General features: G+C 64.4%; 15 protein-coding genes and 2 tRNA genes. 4 read left to right on the forward strand and 13 right to left on the reverse strand.

Translation table 11 applies throughout. The features are described from left to right. Nucleotides 1-20: 20 nt before the first annotated feature. The 5 genes from ACUXST_RS04040 to lon all read right to left on the reverse strand — a co-directional run bounded on the left by ACUXST_RS04040 (nt 21) and on the right by lon (nt 4,173). Nucleotides 21-1,070 carry a Glu/Leu/Phe/Val family dehydrogenase gene (locus ACUXST_RS04040; RefSeq protein ID WP_458388652.1) on the reverse strand — a complete coding sequence of 350 codons (1,050 nt, stop codon included), beginning with the start codon at nt 1,068-1,070 and terminating at the stop codon, nt 21-23. 33 nt (nt 1,071-1,103) lie between these two features. Then, nucleotides 1,104-1,180, reverse strand: a tRNA-His gene (locus tag ACUXST_RS04045). Between the two features lie 100 nt (nt 1,181-1,280). After that, a tRNA-Val gene (locus tag ACUXST_RS04050) sits at nt 1,281-1,355 on the reverse strand. Nucleotides 1,356-1,414: 59 nt separating this feature from the next. After that, the gene (locus ACUXST_RS04055) at nt 1,415-1,687 is read right to left on the reverse strand and encodes an HU family DNA-binding protein (RefSeq protein ID WP_458388653.1); all 273 of its coding nucleotides are present in this window, start codon (nt 1,685-1,687) and stop codon (nt 1,415-1,417) included. An 86-nt stretch (nt 1,688-1,773) separates the two neighbouring features. Next, complete coding sequence (gene lon / locus ACUXST_RS04060; RefSeq protein WP_458388654.1) at nt 1,774-4,173, reverse strand: endopeptidase La; 2,400 nt, start codon at nt 4,171-4,173, stop codon at nt 1,774-1,776. 98 nt (nt 4,174-4,271) lie between these two features. Between lon and ACUXST_RS04065 the strand changes: the two genes are divergently transcribed. Both ACUXST_RS04065 and ACUXST_RS04070 read left to right on the forward strand, forming a co-directional pair. Next, nucleotides 4,272-4,484, forward strand: a complete 213-nt coding sequence (locus ACUXST_RS04065) for a hypothetical protein (protein ID WP_458388655.1) — start codon at nt 4,272-4,274, stop codon at nt 4,482-4,484. A gap of 237 nt (nt 4,485-4,721) precedes the next feature. Then, complete coding sequence (locus ACUXST_RS04070) at nt 4,722-6,008, forward strand: L,D-transpeptidase family protein (protein ID WP_458388656.1); 1,287 nt, start codon at nt 4,722-4,724, stop codon at nt 6,006-6,008. Nucleotides 6,009-6,053: 45 nt separating this feature from the next. Here the strand turns inward: ACUXST_RS04070 and clpX are convergent, their stop codons facing one another. From clpX to dapA, 6 genes are all read right to left on the reverse strand, one after another. After that, nucleotides 6,054-7,319, reverse strand: coding sequence for an ATP-dependent Clp protease ATP-binding subunit ClpX (gene clpX / locus ACUXST_RS04075; protein ID WP_458388657.1), 1,266 nt, complete (start codon nt 7,317-7,319; stop codon nt 6,054-6,056). Nucleotides 7,320-7,493: 174 nt separating this feature from the next. After that, a complete protein-coding gene (locus tag ACUXST_RS04080; protein ID WP_458388658.1) occupies nt 7,494-7,850 on the reverse strand; it encodes a response regulator in 357 nt (118 codons plus the stop codon). Between the two features lie 40 nt (nt 7,851-7,890). Further along, nucleotides 7,891-10,257 (reverse strand): response regulator, encoded by a 2,367-nt coding sequence (locus ACUXST_RS04085; RefSeq protein WP_458388659.1) that lies wholly within the window; start codon nt 10,255-10,257, stop codon nt 7,891-7,893. Nucleotides 10,258-10,281: 24 nt separating this feature from the next. Continuing rightward, nucleotides 10,282-10,848: a DUF2062 domain-containing protein gene (locus tag ACUXST_RS04090; protein ID WP_458388660.1), complete on the reverse strand. Its 567-nt coding sequence runs from the start codon at nt 10,846-10,848 to the stop codon at nt 10,282-10,284. Beyond that, a complete protein-coding gene (gene smpB / locus ACUXST_RS04095; protein ID WP_458388661.1) occupies nt 10,841-11,323 on the reverse strand; it encodes an SsrA-binding protein SmpB in 483 nt (160 codons plus the stop codon). The genes ACUXST_RS04090 and smpB overlap by 8 nt, the downstream gene beginning before the upstream one ends. Before the next feature lie 6 nt (nt 11,324-11,329). Then, nucleotides 11,330-12,205 (reverse strand): 4-hydroxy-tetrahydrodipicolinate synthase, encoded by an 876-nt coding sequence (dapA, locus tag ACUXST_RS04100; RefSeq protein ID WP_458388662.1) that lies wholly within the window; start codon nt 12,203-12,205, stop codon nt 11,330-11,332. Between the two features lie 80 nt (nt 12,206-12,285). Between dapA and ACUXST_RS04105 the strand changes: the two genes are divergently transcribed. Both ACUXST_RS04105 and greB read left to right on the forward strand, forming a co-directional pair. After that, nucleotides 12,286-14,262 (forward strand): lytic transglycosylase domain-containing protein, encoded by a 1,977-nt coding sequence (locus tag ACUXST_RS04105; protein ID WP_458388663.1) that lies wholly within the window; start codon nt 12,286-12,288, stop codon nt 14,260-14,262. Further along, nucleotides 14,262-14,753, forward strand: coding sequence for a transcription elongation factor GreB (gene greB / locus ACUXST_RS04110; RefSeq protein ID WP_458388664.1), 492 nt, complete (start codon nt 14,262-14,264; stop codon nt 14,751-14,753). Before ACUXST_RS04105 ends, greB begins: the two co-directional genes overlap by 1 nt. Here greB and ACUXST_RS04115 read toward each other — a convergent pair. After that, a complete protein-coding gene (locus ACUXST_RS04115) occupies nt 14,750-15,499 on the reverse strand; it encodes a polyphosphate kinase 2 family protein (protein ID WP_458388665.1) in 750 nt (249 codons plus the stop codon). The two genes, greB and ACUXST_RS04115, sit on opposite strands and share 4 nt — an antisense overlap. Nucleotides 15,500-15,553: 54 nt before the next feature. Further along, nucleotides 15,554-17,347, reverse strand: coding sequence for an aspartate--tRNA ligase (aspS, locus tag ACUXST_RS04120; RefSeq protein WP_458388666.1), 1,794 nt, complete (start codon nt 17,345-17,347; stop codon nt 15,554-15,556). Nucleotides 17,348-17,456 lie beyond the last annotated feature (109 nt).

Below are 17,456 nucleotides of genomic sequence, written 5' to 3' on the forward strand. Positions count from 1 at the left end.
GCGGAACGAAGCGGGTGCTTCTAGGCGCGCCCGATGAGCCGCTGCGCCATGCTGTCGGCAACCGCAGCGGGATCGCGGCCGCTCGACGCACTCTCGCTCCAGATCTGCTCGAGGCGGACGGGAATCCCCTCGATACGTTCGCGGACCAGGCTTGCGTCGCCGTCGCCCAGATATTCGGTCGAGACGTTGATGATGCCGCCGGCATTGATGACGTAATCGGGTGCGTAGAGAATGCCGCGCGCGTGGAGGCGCGCACCGTCTTCGGCAGTTGCCAACTGGTTGTTGGCGCCGCCGGCGACGACCGGCACCTTGAGCGCGGCAATCGACTGCTCGTCGAAGATCGCGCCGAGCGCGCAGGGGCTGAGGACGTCCGCTTCGGTGGCCAGGATGGCATCGGGATCCACAACCGTCCCGTTCACCTGGGCCGCGAGTTTTTGAGCCTTCCCCGTGTCCACGTCTGCAATCGACAGCCGGGCGCCCTCGGCCGCCGCATGCATTGCAACGCCGCTGGCAACGCTCCCGGCGCCCTGAAGTGCGATGTGCAAGCCTTCGACGCTGTCCTTGCCCAGCCCGCGCTTGACCGCCGCCTTAAGGCCCAGGAACACGCCAAGCGACGTGTGCGGACCGGGATCGCCACCTACGTGCGCGCCCTCGGCGGGCAGCCCGGCGACGAACTTCGTCTGGCGCGAAATTTCGATCATGTCCGCAACGCTGATGCCGACGTCCTCGGCCGTGATGTACTTGCCGCCGAGGCTGTCCACCGCCTTGCCGAACGCGTGCAGAAGTTCGGGCGATTTGCTGCGTGCCTCGTCGGCCAGGATCACCGACTTGCCGCCACCGAGCGGCAGCCCGGCCATCGCGTTCTTGTAGCTCATCCCGCGGGACAGCCTCAGAGCATCGACGAGTGCGTCCTCGTCCGCCGCGTAGTGCCAGAATCGGCAACCGCCGGCCGCTGGGCCGATATGCGTGGAGTGAACGGCGATGATCGCCTTCAGGCCGGTCTTTTCGTCGTCGATGAAGTGAAGCGCCTCGTGGGCGTCGAAGTCGGGCAAGCCCCAGGGGGTGGTCATGACTACTCGGATTATCGTTGCGGAAGAAGATGATGGGGCGGACGAGGGGACTTGAACCCCCGACCCTCGGTACCACAAACCGATGCTCTAACCAGCTGAGCTACGACCGCCACAAGGTGCGTGCCCGGAAGCTTTCCCGTGCCCGCGCGGGCCACTTAAGGTTGGAACCGGTGCAAGGCAAGTAAAGCCAGCGTCATCCGGAGGAAGCGCTGGTGGGCGCGGTAGGGATTGAACCTACGACCCCACCCGTGTGAAGGGTGTGCTCTACCACTGAGCTACGCGCCCGCGCCCAAGCTGCTCGCGGAAGCGGCGGATATATCCCGCCGCCATGACTGTCTAGCCGACTATTGGACCGCGTCCTTCAGGACCTTGCCGGGACGAAACTTCGGCTGCGACGTCGCCTTGATCTGCATCGGCTCGCCAGTGCGCGGATTGCGCCCTGTCGATGCCTTTCGGCGAGTGACCGAGAAATTGCCGAAACCAACCAGCCGCACTTCGTCACCGCGCTTGAGCGTCGACGTGATCACCTCGAGCATCGTTTCGACGGCGCGGATCGCCTCGCTGCGGCTAAGTCCCGCGCGATCGGCGACGTGCCCAATCAGTTCCTGCTTGTTCATGTACGGGCACTCCCCTCGGCTCCGCCGAGACTCGCACGCACGAAGCACTATTTCCTTAAGGCCAGACTCCGTCGCGGAGTCAAAGATTAGTGGCGAACCGCGGCTCCCGCTTCGGGACTTCCCCCGTGAAGGGGCGGCTGGGCGGCATGCTCGTCCGCCTCGGTCCATTCGATCGCCTCGAGCGGCTCGGCAAGAGCGCGCGCAAGCACTTCATCGACGTGCGAGACGGGGATAATCTCCAGGCCGTCCTTCACCGTTGCGGGAAGCTCGGCGATATCCTTCTCGTTCTCGGAAGGGATGAGAACCGTGGTGATCCCCCCGCGGAGTGCCGCCAGCAGCTTCTCCTTGAGCCCGCCGATCGGAAGCACGCGGCCCCGTAGGGTCACTTCGCCCGTCATTGCGACATCGCGCCGAACCGCCACACCAGTCAGCGTCGAGATCATGGCCGTGACCATGCCGATGCCTGCCGACGGGCCGTCCTTGGGAACGGCGCCCTCAGGCAAGTGGACGTGGATGTCCTTGCGCGCGAAGATTGACGGCTTGACGCCATAAGCCGGCGCGCGAGCCTTCACGAAGCTCATCGCAGCCTGGATGGACTCCTGCATCACTTCGCCGAGCTTGCCGGTCGTCTTGATCTGGCCCTTACCGGGAACGGTGACAGCCTCGATCGTCAGAAGCTCGCCGCCGACTTCGGTCCAGGCCAGGCCGGTCACTGCCCCGATCTGGTCCTCTTCCTCACCCATCCCGTAGCGATATTTGCGGACGCCAAGATAGTCGCCGAGGTTCTCCGGTGTGAGCTCCACACGCTCCGTCTTGCCTTCGAGGATTTGGCGGAGCGACTTGCGGGCGACCTTTGCAAGCTCCCGCTCGAGGGTGCGGACGCCAGCCTCACGGGTGTAGTGCCGGATCATGCCGCGCAGCGCGCCCTCGGAGTAGGTCAGCTCGTGAGTCTTCAGCCCGTGCGCTTCCATCTGCTTCGGGATGAGGTGGCGCTTGGCGATCTCGACCTTCTCGTCTTCGGTGTAACCCTCGAGCCGGATGATCTCCATGCGGTCGAGCAGCGGCTGCGGCATGTCGAGCGAGTTGGCCGTGGTGACGAACATCACGTCCGACAAATCATAGTCGAGTTCCAGATAGTGGTCCTGGAAGCGGTTATTCTGCTCCGGATCGAGAACCTCGAGCAGCGCGGAGGCGGGATCGCCGCGGAAGTCCTGACCGAGCTTGTCGATCTCGTCGAGCAGGAACAGCGGGTTGGACGAACCGGCCTTCTTAAGGTTCGAGATGATCTTGCCCGGGAGTGAACCGATGTAGGTGCGCCGGTGACCGCGGATCTCGGCTTCATCACGAACGCCGCCCAGCGACTGACGGACGAATTCACGTCCCGTTGCCCGTGCGATCGAGCGGCCGAGCGAGGTCTTGCCGACGCCCGGCGGACCGACGAGGCAGAGGATCGGGCCCTTGAGCTTGTTGGTCCGGGCCTGGACGGCGAGATATTCGACGATCCGGTCCTTCACTTTCTCGAGACCGTAGTGGTCCTCGTCGAGAATCCGCTGCGCCTCGGGGATGTCCTTCTTGAGCTTGGACTTCTTGCCCCAGGGCAGACCGAGCAGGACATCCAGATAATTGCGGGCGACAGTCGCCTCGGCGGACATCGGCGCCATAGCCTTCAGCTTTTTCAGCTCGGCATTCGCGCGAGTCTTCGCCTCCTTGGACAGGCGAGTTTTGCGGATCTTCTCCGCAAGCTCCTGAAGCTCGTCGCCGCCTTCCTCATTCTCGTTACCCAGTTCGCGCTGGATCGCCTTCAACTGCTCGTTGAGGTAATATTCGCGCTGCGTCTTCTCCATCTGCCGCTTCACGCGACTGCGGATCTTCTTCTCGACCTGTAGGACGCCAAGCTCACCTTCCATGAAGGCGAACACCATCTCGAGGCGTCGGGCCGGGTTCAGCTCGCCAAGCAGCGCCTGCTTGTCGGCAACCTTGACCGAGAGATTGGACGCGACAGCGTCGGCTAGCGCCGAGGGATCCTCGATCTCGCCGAGCTGAATGCCCGTCTCGGGGGGCAGGCGCTTGTTGAGCTTCGCGTAATTCTCGAATTGGTCGATGACGGAGCGCATTAGCGCCTGCGCCTCGGGTGAAGCGGAGTCTTCCTCGTCGATTTCCTCGATCTCCGCGACGAGGTGACCGTCACCGGGCTCGAGGTTCACAAGCCGTGCCCGCTTCACGCCCTCCACGAGCACGCGGACCGTGCCGTCGGGCAACTTCAGGAGCTGCATCGCGGTCGCGATGACGCCGAGGTCATAGAGCGCGTCCCGATCGGGATCGTCCTCGGCAGGGTCGAGCTGGGCGACGAGGAATAGTTCGCGATCGGTCGCCATGGCGGCCTCGAGCGCCGAGACCGACTTATCGCGGCCGACGAACAGCGGGACGATGCGGTGCGGGAAAACGACAATGTCGCGAAGGGGCAGAATAGGAAGAGAACGAGTCATTGGCGACATATGGGCGTCGGCCTCCGGTCGCGCAACAAACCGGCGGAACAATCGCCGGTGGAAGTCCGCTCTAATGGCTTGAAGAGTGGGAGGACCGAATGGCCGACGACCGCGAGAAGATCAGCAACGGACCGAACGAGCGCGCAGTCAACGAGACGATCGCAGGCACGTCGCCTGGCATTCCAGATGACGCGCTCGCTCCCGGCGAAGAGCTTGCGGAGGCGCCAAGCGACGAAGAAGTTGAGGAGGTCGCTCGAAAGCTCGGTGCGCCCGTCGGCGAACGGGACACGCTTCCACTAGAGGGAGAATAAGCTCTTCACACGCGCCCCGATGCGGCTCGGCCGCTGTGCATCGAAAGACACAGCCACCGCGCTTAATGCCCTATTGGTCGCGGGATTCTGTAACCGTTCAGTTTCAGCGGTTACGATGCCGGGGTGAAATTCAAACATTCAATGCTCGCGCTCAGCGCGCTGACCGCAACGGTTGTCTCGGCGCAGGTTCCGATGGCGCCTCCACCCCCGGTCCCCGCGCCTGTGGCGGAACCATGGATGGCCCGCCCGCAGGCTCCGCCCGCCATGCCGTGGCAGGCGCCGGTCGCTTCGCAGCCCCGGTCGCCCGCTCTTGAGCCGATCGACCTGCCGCCCTCCATCGAGCAGGGCGTGGACATGATCTACATCGACGAGGAGCTCATTCCTCGCGCGATCCACGATCGGGCGCTGCTGCACAATATCGCGTTCAACGACTGGAGCGGTGCGCCGCTCGACATGTTCGTGTCGATGAACCCCGTCTACACCGACCTTCGCCGCGGCTTCGTGAAGTATCGCCAACGCTGGGCCAACCTGCCCGACGTGCAAGTGCCGGAAGGTCCGACCCTGAAGCCCGGCTCGACTGGAGAGCGCGTCGCCGCGCTGCGCACCCGTCTCGGGCTTGCTGACGGGAGTAGCTACGACGCCTCCCTGGCGGCCACCGTCAAGGAGTTCCAGGACGTGCACGGTCTGAAGGCGGATGGCATTGCCGGCGCCGGAACGGTTGAAGCACTGAACCGCGGGCCGCAATATTACGAGCAGCTGATCATCATCAACATGGAGCGCGCGCGCCGCCTTCCCGCACCCGAAGAGCAGCGCAAGTACGTGCTCGTCGATGCCGGTTCGGCACGGCTCAGCATGTGGGAGAACGGCCGCCAGGTCGACAGCATGAAGGTCGTGGTCGGCAAGTCCGAGACCGCGACGCCGATGATGGCCGCCTACATCAAATATGCCAGCGTGAACCCCTATTGGAACGTCCCGCCCGAACTCGCTCGAAACCTGATCGGGCCGCGCGTCGTTGCCCAGGGCATCAGCTACCTGACGGACCGCGAATATCAGGTGCTGTCAGACTTCACCGATCACCCGCAGGTTCTCGATCCACACAGCATCGATTGGCAGGCTGTCGTCGACGGTCGGTTGGACGTCCGGCTTCGCCGCCTGCCGAGTCCGGCGAACTCAATGGGCATGATGAAGTTCATGCTTCCGAACTACTTCGGCATCTATCTTCACGACTCGCCTGAGAAGGAGCACTTCACCAAGAACGAGCTCTGGATCAGCAATGGCTGTGTTCGTCTCGAGGACTACAAACGCCTGGGCAAATGGCTGTTCAACGGCAGCTTGCCGCGCGGCGACGACCCGAAGGTGGAGCAGGAAGTCGATCTTCCGCGCCCCGTCCCTGTGTACATGACGTACCTGACGGTGCAGCCGAGCGCCGACGGCGTTCGCTTCCTGGCTGATCCCTACAATCGCGACGCGCACCTGGTGGAGCGCTTCGGGTCGCAGATGATGGCTGCGTTCAACGCCAGCTGATCGGCCGGCCGATCGTTCGCTAGAAGATCAGGAGCGACGCCGGTTTCAGGCGGCGTCGCCCGTCTTGTCCTTCTTGGAATAGACGCGGACCGGCTCCTTGCGGGCCTCGACCACGTCCTTGTCCACGTGGACTTCGTCGACGCCGTCCATCGAGGGCAGGTCGAACATCGTGTCGAGCAGGATGCCTTCGAGGATCGAGCGCAGTCCGCGCGCGCCGGTCTTCCGCTCGATGCCCTTCTTGGCGATCGCGTGCAGAGCGTCGTCCGTGAACTCCAGCTCAACATCTTCCATGTCGAACAGCTTAGCGTACTGCTTCACGAGCGCATTCTTCGGCTCGACCAGGATTTTGACCAGCGCTTCCTCGTCGAGGTCCATCAGCGTCGCGATGACGGGCAGGCGGCCGATGAACTCGGGGATCAGGCCGAACTTCAGAAGGTCTTCCGGCTCACAATATTTCAGCGTCTCGCCGGTCTTGCGCTCGTCAGGAGCGGCAACGTGCGCGCCGAAGCCGATCGACTTGCCCTGCAGGCGGTCACCGATGATCTTCTCGAGCCCGGCGAAAGCGCCGCCGCAGATGAACAGGATATTCGTCGTGTCCACCTGCAGGAATTCCTGCTGCGGATGCTTGCGGCCGCCCTGCGGCGGGACCGAAGCGGTCGTGCCCTCCATCAGTTTGAGCAGCGCCTGCTGAACCCCTTCGCCCGAGACGTCGCGGGTGATCGAGGGATTGTCCGACTTGCGGCTGATCTTGTCGATCTCGTCGATGTAGACGATCCCGCGCTGCGCCTTCTCGACGTTGTAGTCGGAAGCCTGGAGCAGCTTGAGGATGATGTTTTCGACGTCCTCGCCGACGTAGCCGGCCTCGGTCAGCGTTGTCGCGTCCGCCATCGTGAACGGCACGTCCAGAATGCGGGCGAGCGTCTGCGCAAGCAGGGTCTTGCCGCAGCCCGTCGGGCCGATCAGCAGGATGTTGGACTTGGCAAGCTCGACTTCGTTGCCCGGCTTGGAGCCGTGCGAGAGCCGCTTGTAGTGGTTGTGAACCGCGACGGAGAGCACGCGCTTGGCGCGGTCCTGCCCGATGACATAGTCGTCGAGGACCTTGCAGATCTCCGCCGGCGTCGGAACACCGTCCCGGGTCTTCACCAGCGCGGACTTCGATTCCTCGCGGATGATGTCGTTGCAGAGTTCGACGCACTCGTCGCAGATGAAAACGGTCGGGCCCGCAATAAGCTTGCGAACCTCGTGCTGCGACTTGCCGCAGAATGAGCAGTAGAGGGTGCTCTTGCCGTCGCCGCCAGAAAGTTTGGTCATTCCCGTCCTTGCGTACCGGCCGCGAGCGACCGTGGTTAGGGGCATGCTAGCCCGCTTTATGTCACAATCAACTCTGCTGGAGTGTTAACGAGTCCCCGCGGAGGATTGCTCCTGAATTTTCAATAATATGGATTGCCTGCATCGACCTAGCAAGGTGCGACGAGGCGGAAGCCGTTACGCGGCAAACGCGGCGTCGATCGCCGGAGTGACCCGGTCCACCGTGTAGGGCTTCTCGATCACGGGAGCATTGTTGAATTCGGGCGGCGGCGGGTCGACGTGACCGCCAGTCGCAATCACGAACGGCAGATTGCGCTCGCGCAGCTTGGCCGCGACGGGCCAGACATTTTCGCCTTTCAAGTTCACGTCGAGGATGGCGAGGTCGAAGCCGCCCTTCTCCACATGGTCGAGCGCGCACTCGACCGTATCGCAGCTCCCGGCGACCGAATGGCCGAGGGATTCGAGAAAGTCCTCTAGCATCATCGCGATGAGAGGCTCGTCCTCGACGATCAAAATGGAGCGGCCTTCCGACATGCGCGATTCGATTAAATGGCGGGCGTGTTCGTGCAAGCTTTTATTTGGGGGCCATGGTCCGCTTCGCCGCGTCGGCAAGATCCTGAACCGAGAAGGGCTTGGGCAGGAAACTGAAGTTGTCGACCTCGATCGAGTTGCGAAGTTGCTCTTCGGCGTAGCCCGACATGAAGAGAATCTTGAGGTCCGGCCTGGTCTTGCGCGCTTCTGCGACCATCGTCGGACCGTCCATTCCGGGCATCACGACGTCGCTGATCAGCAAGTCCACCGGCTCGTTGCGGGCGAGAACCTCGAGCGCCTCCTCGCCATTGTCCGCGGTGATCACCTGGTAGCCGTGACGCGTCAGCGCGCGCTCGGCGACGGCGCGGACCATCGGTTCGTCCTCGACGAGAAGCACTGTCCCGCTGCCCCAAAGCTCGTCGGCCTTCTGCTTCGGCGCCTTCCGGGACTTGGCGGCCTGCATTTCCTCGCGGTGGACGGGGAGGTAAATGACGAAGCGAGTGCCTTCGCCGACCTTTGAATCGGCGAAGATGAAACCGCCCGACTGCTTGACGATCCCGTAGACCGTGGAGAGGCCAAGGCCGGTGCCCTTGCCCACTTCCTTGGTAGTGAAGAACGGCTCGAAGATCTTGCCGAGCACGCTTGGCGGAATGCCGCTGCCGGTGTCGGTCACCGACAGCGCGCTGTAGTCGGCGATCGGGAGAATATCGGAGCCAAGCTCCGCGACCTGGTCGGCCTTCACGAAATAGGTCTGGATCGTGAGCGTCCCCCCGCCCTTCTCGGCCATTGCGTCGCGAGCGTTGACGGCGAGATTGACGATGACCTGCTCGAGCTGCCCAGGGTCAGCGCGGACCGGCCCCAGGTTGCGGCCATGCTTGACGACGAGTTCGACGGTTTCGCCGAGCAGGCGCTTGAGCAGATGGGAGACTTCCGAGACCACGTCAGGGAGCTGAAGCACCTGCGGCCGAAGCGTCTGTTGCCGGGAGAATGCGAGGAGCTGGCGAGTCAGACCCGCGGCGCGGTTCGAATTCGACTTGATCTGCTGAATGTCGTCATAGTCGCTGTCGCCGGGCGTGTGCCGCATCAGCATCAGGTCGCAATGGCCGATAATGGCCGTCAGGATGTTGTTGAAGTCATGGGCGACGCCGCCCGCGAGCTGTCCAACGACCTGCATCTTCGTCGCCTGGGCGATCTGCCGCTTGAGCTTGGCTTCTTCGCTATTGTCCTTGAGGAGCAGCAGGACGGCGGCGTCCCCGAGCCCGCGGAGTCCGGCAATCGTCAGCGCCACCGGTTCCCCGGGTTGCCGCGCCAGCCGCACCGCGAGGTCGCCGGACATCGCCGGACCACGCGCGTTCCGGCGGACGGTGTCGGCGACGGCGGCCTTGTCCTCCTTGACCACAAGGTCACCTGGATAGCTGGGCGTTGTCGCGCCCTTGATCCCGGCGGCATGGCGAAAGGCCTGGTTCATGGTCAGGAAGCGTCCATCACGATCGACTAGTGCAAGACCGATCGGGAGCACGTCGAGAAGCGCTTGCAAGTGGCCGGAATCGACCGGCGCGTTGCCTTGTGTCTCCTCGATCAGGAGCACCGTCCCGGCCCCGCCGTCCTCGGCCGAGTCGAAGGGAATGTGGATCAGGCGATAGAGGGGCGCAGTGTCGCGATGCGGCTTGATGTGCGCGAAGCCGTTGCCGAGCGTCTCGACGAGATCGGTAAGGAGCGGCCTTTCCGATTCCGATGCGCCGGAGAGGGCCTGGTGGCGGAACAGTCCATTGGCGGCGGCAATGCGGCCATCACTGTCGACTATGGCCGTCAGGACCCCAGCGGTGGCTAGGCGATTACCGGCGTCGCTGCCCAGCCAGCGAGTTCCCTCTCCGATGGGGTCCGGTATGCCCCGCGTCGGGAACCGCCACAGCAGCAGGTCGCCGGTGCTTCCTGCCCGTTCAACCTCGACCTGGACCTTGCCCGATCCGGTCACGACACCTGCGACGCAGCCCCCGCCGTCGCGCCATGCAAGGGTACGGGCCATAGCGAGCGCGCTTCCGCTTTCCTCGTCCACGGCAAGGCCGAGCGGCGGCTCGCCGGCGAAACGCTCGCGGTAAGCAGCGTTGGCCATCAGCAGGCTGCCTTCGCTGCTGGTGAGCGCAACCGGCTGTGCCGAAAGCTCGAGCGCCGCGCCGACCAGTGAGAAGTCCGGGCCCAGCGAAACGGGCTCGCGCGGCGCCTCGGCACGATCGCGCCGAACGCCGAGCACCGCCGCCATTCCCGCCCCTGCAGCGAGAGCAACGAGGGCGATCAGCGGCTGCCCGGCAAGGAGAAGCAGGGCTCCGGCGGTCACGCCTGCGGCAGCGGCAAGCACGGCAGGAAGCCAACGGCCATAGCGGCTCAGCGAGCTCGCTTCGATTTCATGCAATTCCTGGTGGAGCATGGCGCTGCGCTAAAGGCCGCGGTTCAGGCGAACTTGGCGCCGCTGGCGCCACTTGCTGCGAAGCCACCACCGCCAGGCGACTGCCGAAAGCAGATATCCGGTCACCGCAGCGGCTGCCGCCATGGTCAGGATGCCAACCGCGATCGGCCCGGACGCCTGGTGAATCCAGAACAGGAACCGGCTGAGCTCGCTCGAAAAGCGCTGCGCCGCCGCCGGGCTGACAAGATCCGCGTCGTGGTGAAGCTCCCACGAGCCGATGCGATAGGCGGCATAATACATGGCCGGGATCGTGATCGGGTTCACCACCAGCGTGAAGGCGGCGGCGATCGCGACGTTCGCTCGCAGCGGGATCGCGAGAACGGCCGCGATGATGGTGTGCATAAAAGGGATGATCACGCCAACGCCGAGGCCGAGCGCCACGGCACGCGGCACCGAGCGGTGGGTCATCCGCCATAGAGCAGGTTGGCTGAGCTGTTTCGCGAACGGCCGCAACAGCCGGTAGCGGTGAATGGAATCACGCGTCGGAATATGGCGCCGGACCCAGTTCACCCTCACCGCCGGCGCAGCATCAGGCATTGTGCCGCAACAGCCTTTGCTGCTCCCGTTTCCAATCGCGTTCCTTCACCGTCTCGCGCTTGTCATGGACCTTCTTGCCCCGCGCCAGCGCCAGCTCGACCTTCGCACGGCCGTTCCCGTTGAAGTAAACGGACAAGGGAACGAGCGTGAGCCCCTGACGAGTCACCGCGCCGTGAAGCTTGGCGATTTCGCGTCGCTTCAGCAACAGCTTCCGGGGGCGCCGCGGCTCATGGTTCAGGCGGTTGCCGTGGCTGTATTCGGGGATGTGACTGTTGACGAGCCAGACTTCCTCGCCTTCGACGGTGGCGTAGCTTTCGGCGATCGAGCCCTCGCCCTGGCGGAGGGCCTTCACCTCCGTGCCGGTGAGCGCGATTCCAGTTTCGAAGCGGTCCTCGACGAAATAATCGAAACGCGCACGCCGGTTCTCGGCCACGATCTTCTGCTTGTCGAACGGTTGGGCGGGCGGCTTGGCCATGAAGGGTCAGACCAGCCCCGCATGTTCGAGTGCCGCGTCGACCGCCCGGCGAGACGGCTCGGATGGTTCGACGAGCGGCAGGCGGAGATCCGCAGGAAAGCCTGACCGGACGCGGGTCAGCGCGTATTTGGTCGGCCCCGGCGAGGAGTCGCTGAATAGTGCTGCGTGGAGCGGATAGAGCTGGTCCTGCAGCTTCAGCGCGTCGTCCCACCGGCCTTCGCGGGTCGCATTCTGGAACTCGGCACAAAGCCGCGGCGCGACGTTGGCGGTGACCGAGATGCAGCCAACGCCACCCATCGCGTTGAAGCCGAGCGCCATGTCGTCGTTGCCGCTGAGCTGGACGAAGTCGCTGCCGCAGGCCAGCCGCTGCGCCGTCACGCGCGCGAGATTGCCAGTAGCGTCCTTGATGGCTGCAATTTTTGGATGTTTCGCAATCTTCCCGAGCGTCTCCACCGAAATATCGGCCACGGTGCGCGACGGGACATTGTAGACGACCACGGGGAGCGGAGACGCGTCGGCCACTGCGAGGAAATGCGCCGCGAGGCCCGCCTGGCTGGGCTTGTTGTAATAGGGAACGACCACCAGCGCGGCGTCAGCGCCGACATCGGCCGCCGCCCGAATCATCTCGATCGCTGCTGCCGTCGAGTAACTTCCACACCCGGCAATTACGGGTACCCTGCCCGCCGCAACCTCCACCGCCGTCGCGACCACCTGCCGGTGTTCGTCGCGCGTCAGTGTCGCGCTTTCGCCCGTCGTTCCGCAGGGCACGAGCGCATTGCTGCCCTCCGTGATCTGCCAGTCGACGAACGCCCGGAATGTGTCCTCCGCGACACGCCCGGCGGAAAATGGGGTGACCAGAGCCGGTATCGACCCAAAAAACATGAACTTACCTCCGTCCAGCAGAGTATTCGACAGAGGGTCAGGCCCTTTGTTCACGGCCTGATAAGGAGGGGGACTGCAACATGTCCAGCATGTGGCGTTCAGCTGGTATACTGCCGTTCCTTCTTGCGACTGCGGCGTCGTCCTCCGCGCAGACGGGGCCATACGGCACGCCGGCGGCGTATCAGCAGGCCTCTGCCTATGCTCAGCCCACCGTTAGCGCATCCATTGGCGACTGGCGCCGCCTCCGTCAGAGCAGCGGCTACAGCTTTGGCGACTATGCGCGCTTCCTGATCGCAAATCCCGACTGGCCGGGTGAAACCTCGATGCGCCGCTGGGCCGAACGGGCGATGCGGCCGGGTGAAAATGCAGCCAGCGTGCTCGCCTTCTACGCGAAGGATCCGCCAACCACCGGCAACGGCTATGCCCGACTGGCTGATTCCTATGCTGCAAGCGGCCGCATGGCCGAGGCGCTGGCTGCAGCCCGCGAAGCCTGGGCTTCCGGAGACCTGTCGGGCACCGACGAGCAGGCAATCTGGGCGCGCTACGGCGGCAGCTTCACAACCGTCGACAACGATCGCCGCGCCGACGCCCTGCTATTCACCAAGGACTACACCAACGCCCAGCGGTTCCTCGGCACGACCAGTCCGGCTCGCCGCGCGGCCTTTGCAGCTCGTATCGCCATGCAGAGCGGCTCAAGCAACGCCGAAGCGCTCTACCAGCCGGTGATCAACAGCGTCACGACGGACGCCGGCCTGATGATGGACCGCGCGCGTTATCTGCGCGCTAGAGGCTATTCGGAAGCGGCGCAGCAGCTTGCGGCGCGGCCGCACAAGTTCGTTTACCGCCCCGCTGACGTGGAGCGGTTCTATGAATTGCTCCTCTCGCTCGCGAACGACGCTGCGCAGTCGCGCAACTGGTCCACTGCGTTCGCGATTGCGAGCCACCTGAGAGACGCCCTGCCCCCGGGCGCCGACCTCGCGTCGCAGCCGATGGGCGTCCGAGATGACTACACCAGCCTGGTCTGGCTCGGTGGCACAATCGCCCTGGACCGCATGTCGCGCCCTGCGAGCGCCATGGCGATGTTCGACAATTACGCGCACGGCGGTAGGTCGCTGCAGGTCGCCACCAAAGGCTATTATTGGGCCGGCCGTGCCGCGCTCGCATCCGGCAACTTCCAGACCGCGAACGCGTATTTCTCGCAGGCAGCGGCTTATCCTGAGCTATTCTACGGCCAGCTTGCCCTGGAACGGCTCGGCCGTTCGGTAACGGCGCCGAACGCCGTCGTGCCGCAATATACTACCACTGCCGCCCAGCGCGGAGCATTCAACAACCGGCGGCTCGTTCAGGCCGTTCGGATCATGAGCCGTCAAGGGACGGCGGAAGAGCGCGCCCTCTTCATCCGAGCGCTGGCCGAGTCTCTAGACAACGACGCTGACCGGGGCCTCGCGGTAGAGCTGGCGCAGCAGGTTGGGCGCGACGACCTGCCGGTTTGGGTCGCGCGCATGGCCCGCACCAAGGGCTCCATGTACTACGTCCGCCAGGGTTATCCGACGCTCCGGGCGTCGCTGTCGCCAAGCGTCTGGTCGCTGGCGCACGGCATTTCGCGGCAGGAAAGCTCGTTCGATCCCTATGCCGTCAGCCACGCCGGCGCGCGCGGGACGATGCAGCTCATGCCCGGCACCGCTCGCGAACAAGCCGGCAAGCTCGGCGTCGGCTACGACAGCTACCGGCTCGGATCCGACCCGAACTACAACGTCATGCTGGGCTCCGCTTACTTCCAGCGCCTTCTGAACAGCTGGGACGGCAACGTGCCGTTGGCGGTGGCGAGTTACAACGCCGGCGCCGGCAACGTCCGCAAGTGGGTCCGGGCCTATGGCGATCCACGCGGCAGTGTCGACGTGCTCAAGTGGATCGAGGCAATTCCGTTCGTTGAAACGCGCGCCTACGTTCAGCGCGTGATCGAGAACACGGTGGTCTATGACTCGCTGCGGGGACCAGGTAACCAGCGCGCCGCGCTGCACGTCTCGCGATACCTTGGAAAGAGTCAGCCCGGTTGATGAGCAGCGCTCCGCAGCGTTTCATCAGCCCAGCCGGCTTCGCTCGAATCCGATCCGAATATGAAGAGCTGTTCGGGATCGAGCGGCCCAAGATTGTCGAGACGATCTCGTGGGCAGCGGCCAATGGCGATCGCTCGGAGAACGGCGATTACATCTACGGCCGCAAGCGGCTCCGCGAGATCGACCGCAGGCTCGGCTATCTCGCGAAAGTGATGAAAGCCGCCAAGGTCGTCGACCCAGGCGACCAACCGACGCGAGACCAGGTGCGTTTCGGCGCGACCATTGAGCTTGCCGACGAGGAAGACAATCGCCGCACAATCACGATCGTTGGGGACGATGAAGCCGATGCAGGCAACGGACTGATCGGCTGGAGCGCTCCCCTCGCCCGCGCTTTCGTGGGTTCGCGGGTTGGTGACGAACGGACGGTTCGGCTGCCGTCCGGCGAGAAAGCCTATGAAGTGCTGACGATTCGCTATCCGGACGCGAACTAGGCCGCGCGGCTGGGCGGGTTCGCTGAACTTGACGATACGGCCGGCAGTCCGGCAGCGAGCGCGTCGGCAATCACCGAAAGCGCTGCAACAGCAGCTAGCCCCTCGTCATTGCCGTCGATCATGCGCCACGGCGACCAGCGCGTGTCGGAGTTGGCCCGAAGCTGCTGCAGCGCATCGGCATATTCCGGCTGCTGGACTTCGACCACGGGCTCCCGGTTGATGATCGCGGCCCACGGGTTTTCCGCCCGTTCCCTCAAGCGCCGCTCCTGAACTTCCGCGCTGACCTCGAAGTAGAGCTTCACCAGCACGGTGCCGTAGTCGCGCTGCTGGGCCTCGAATTCGTTGATCTCGTCAAACGCGCGCGCGGCGGTCTTGTCGTCGATACGGCCGACGAGACGATCGTCGAGCACGCGGCGATACCAGCTGCGCAGGAAAATGCTGGTGTCTCCCGCCGCAGGGAGCTGTCGCCAGAAGCGGGCGAGCCAGTGGCCTTCGGAAGCCTCGCGGCGTTCGTGGCGGGTGCAGTGGACGGTGAAGTGGCAAGGGTCGAGCGCCGCGGTGAGCTGCCTCAGCGCGTACTTCTTGCCGGCACCCTCGGGCCCTTCGAACAGGATAATCGCCCGCCGCCGGTTGGCGATATGCGGCAAATGGAGCTGCGACAGCCGCAGCTTCAGGTCCGAGAGCGCTCGGCCCGCTTCTTCGTTGAACGCCGCTTCCCGTTCCTGTTGCGCCGGTTCCTCGGTCACTGCAGCGCGCGATATCGGCTCATCTGGAGCCCGGCAACGAAGTGAAGGACGGGTTTACGATTTTGGGACAGTCGTGCCTTCGGCGTCGACAACCCGGATGTGCAGCTCGCGCAGTTGCTTGGCGGTGACGGTCGCCGGCGCGTTCATCATCAGGTCCTCGGCCTTCTGGTTCATGGGGAAGACGATCACCTCGCGGATGTTGGGTTCATCGGCGATCAGCATGACGATGCGGTCGATTCCGGGAGCGGAGCCGCCGTGCGGTGGAGCGCCGAACTTGAAGGCGTTGATCATGCCCGAGAAATTCTCGTCGACCTCCGCCTGGGTATAGCCGGCGATTTCGAACGCCTTGTACATGATGTCGGGGCGGTGGTTCCGGATCGCGCCGGAGCTCAGCTCGATGCCGTTGCAGACGATGTCGTACTGCCAGGCGAGGATGTCGAGCGGATCCATGCTTTCCAGCGCCTCGAGACCGCCCTGCGGCATCGAGAAAGGATTGTGGCTGAAGTCGACCTTCTTCGCGTCCTCGTCATATTCATACATCGGGAAGTCGACGATCCAGCAGAACCGGAACGCGTTCTTCTCGACAAGGTCGAGCTGCTCGGCGACGCGGGTCCGGGCGAGACCGGCGAGCTTTGCAGCTTCCTCAGGCTTGCCTGCGGCGAAGAAGATGCCGTCGTCCGGGCCGAGGCCCATGGTCTCGGCGATCCGATCCATGCCCTCCGTGCCGTGGTTCTTGGCGATGGGGCCGCCCCACTCTCCGCCCTTGCGGGTTGCGTAGCCGAGGCCCGCGAAGCCTTCGCTGCGTGCCCATTCGTTCATGTCGTCGAAGAACTTGCGGCTCTTCTCGGCGGTGTTGGGAGCGGCGACGGCGCGCACGACCGCGCCCTTCTCTACAAGACCCGCGAACAACCCGAACCCCGAGCCGCGGAACTCCTCGCCGACGTCGTGGATCAGCAGCGGGTTGCGGAGGTCCGGCTTGTCAGTGCCGTACTTCAGCAGCGCTTCCTTGTAGGGAATACGCGGGTACCCGCCTTCGGTGACGGTGCGGCCGTTGGCGAACTCGCGGAACACGCCCGACAGGACCGGCTCGATCGCGTTGAACACATCGTCCTGGGTGACGAAACTCATCTCGAAGTCGAGCTGATAGAATTCACCAGGTGACCGATCAGCGCGGGCGTCCTCGTCGCGGAAGCAGGGCGCGATCTGGAAATAGCGGTCGAAACCCGCAACCATCAGCAGCTGCTTGAACATCTGTGGAGCCTGCGGGAGCGCGTAGAACTTGCCGGGATGGACGCGGCTGGGGACCAGATAGTCGCGCGCGCCTTCCGGCGAGCTGGCGGTCAGGATCGGCGTCTGGAACTCGGTGAAGCCCTGCTCGATCATGCGGCGGCGGATCGACGCGATCACCGCCGAGCGCAGCATGATGTTGCGGTGGACGTCCTCGCGGCGAAGGTCGAGGTAGCGGTACTTGAGGCGGATTTCCTCAGGGTAATCCTGCTCGCCAGCGACGGGCATCGGCAATTCCGAAGCCGTCGACTGAACTTCGACATTGGTCGCCCGAACCTCGATCTCGCCCGTGGCGAGGTTGGGATTGGTGGTCTCGGCGGAGCGGGCGACGACGGTGCCGTCGATGGTGACCACTGATTCGACGCGCAGTCGGTCGAGCACCTGGAAGGCGGGCGAGTCCGCGTCGCAGACGATCTGCGTGATTCCGTAGTGATCGCGAAGATCGACGAACAGCAGCTGGCCGTGGTCACGCTTGCGGTGGATCCAGCCGGACAGGCGGACAGTCTCGCCGACGTTGGAGGCGCGCAATCCGGCGCAAGTGTGTGTGCGGTAGGCGTGCATGATGAGGTCGGCTCGCAAGCGGAAATGTGGTGGGAAAGTCCGGCCCGCGCTTCCCTTCCATCTCACTTTTTGTCAACCCGCGAGGGCGGGGCTATGGCCGCTGCAGACT

Source organism: Sphingomonas sp. F9_3S_D5_B_2, assembly GCF_054263715.1.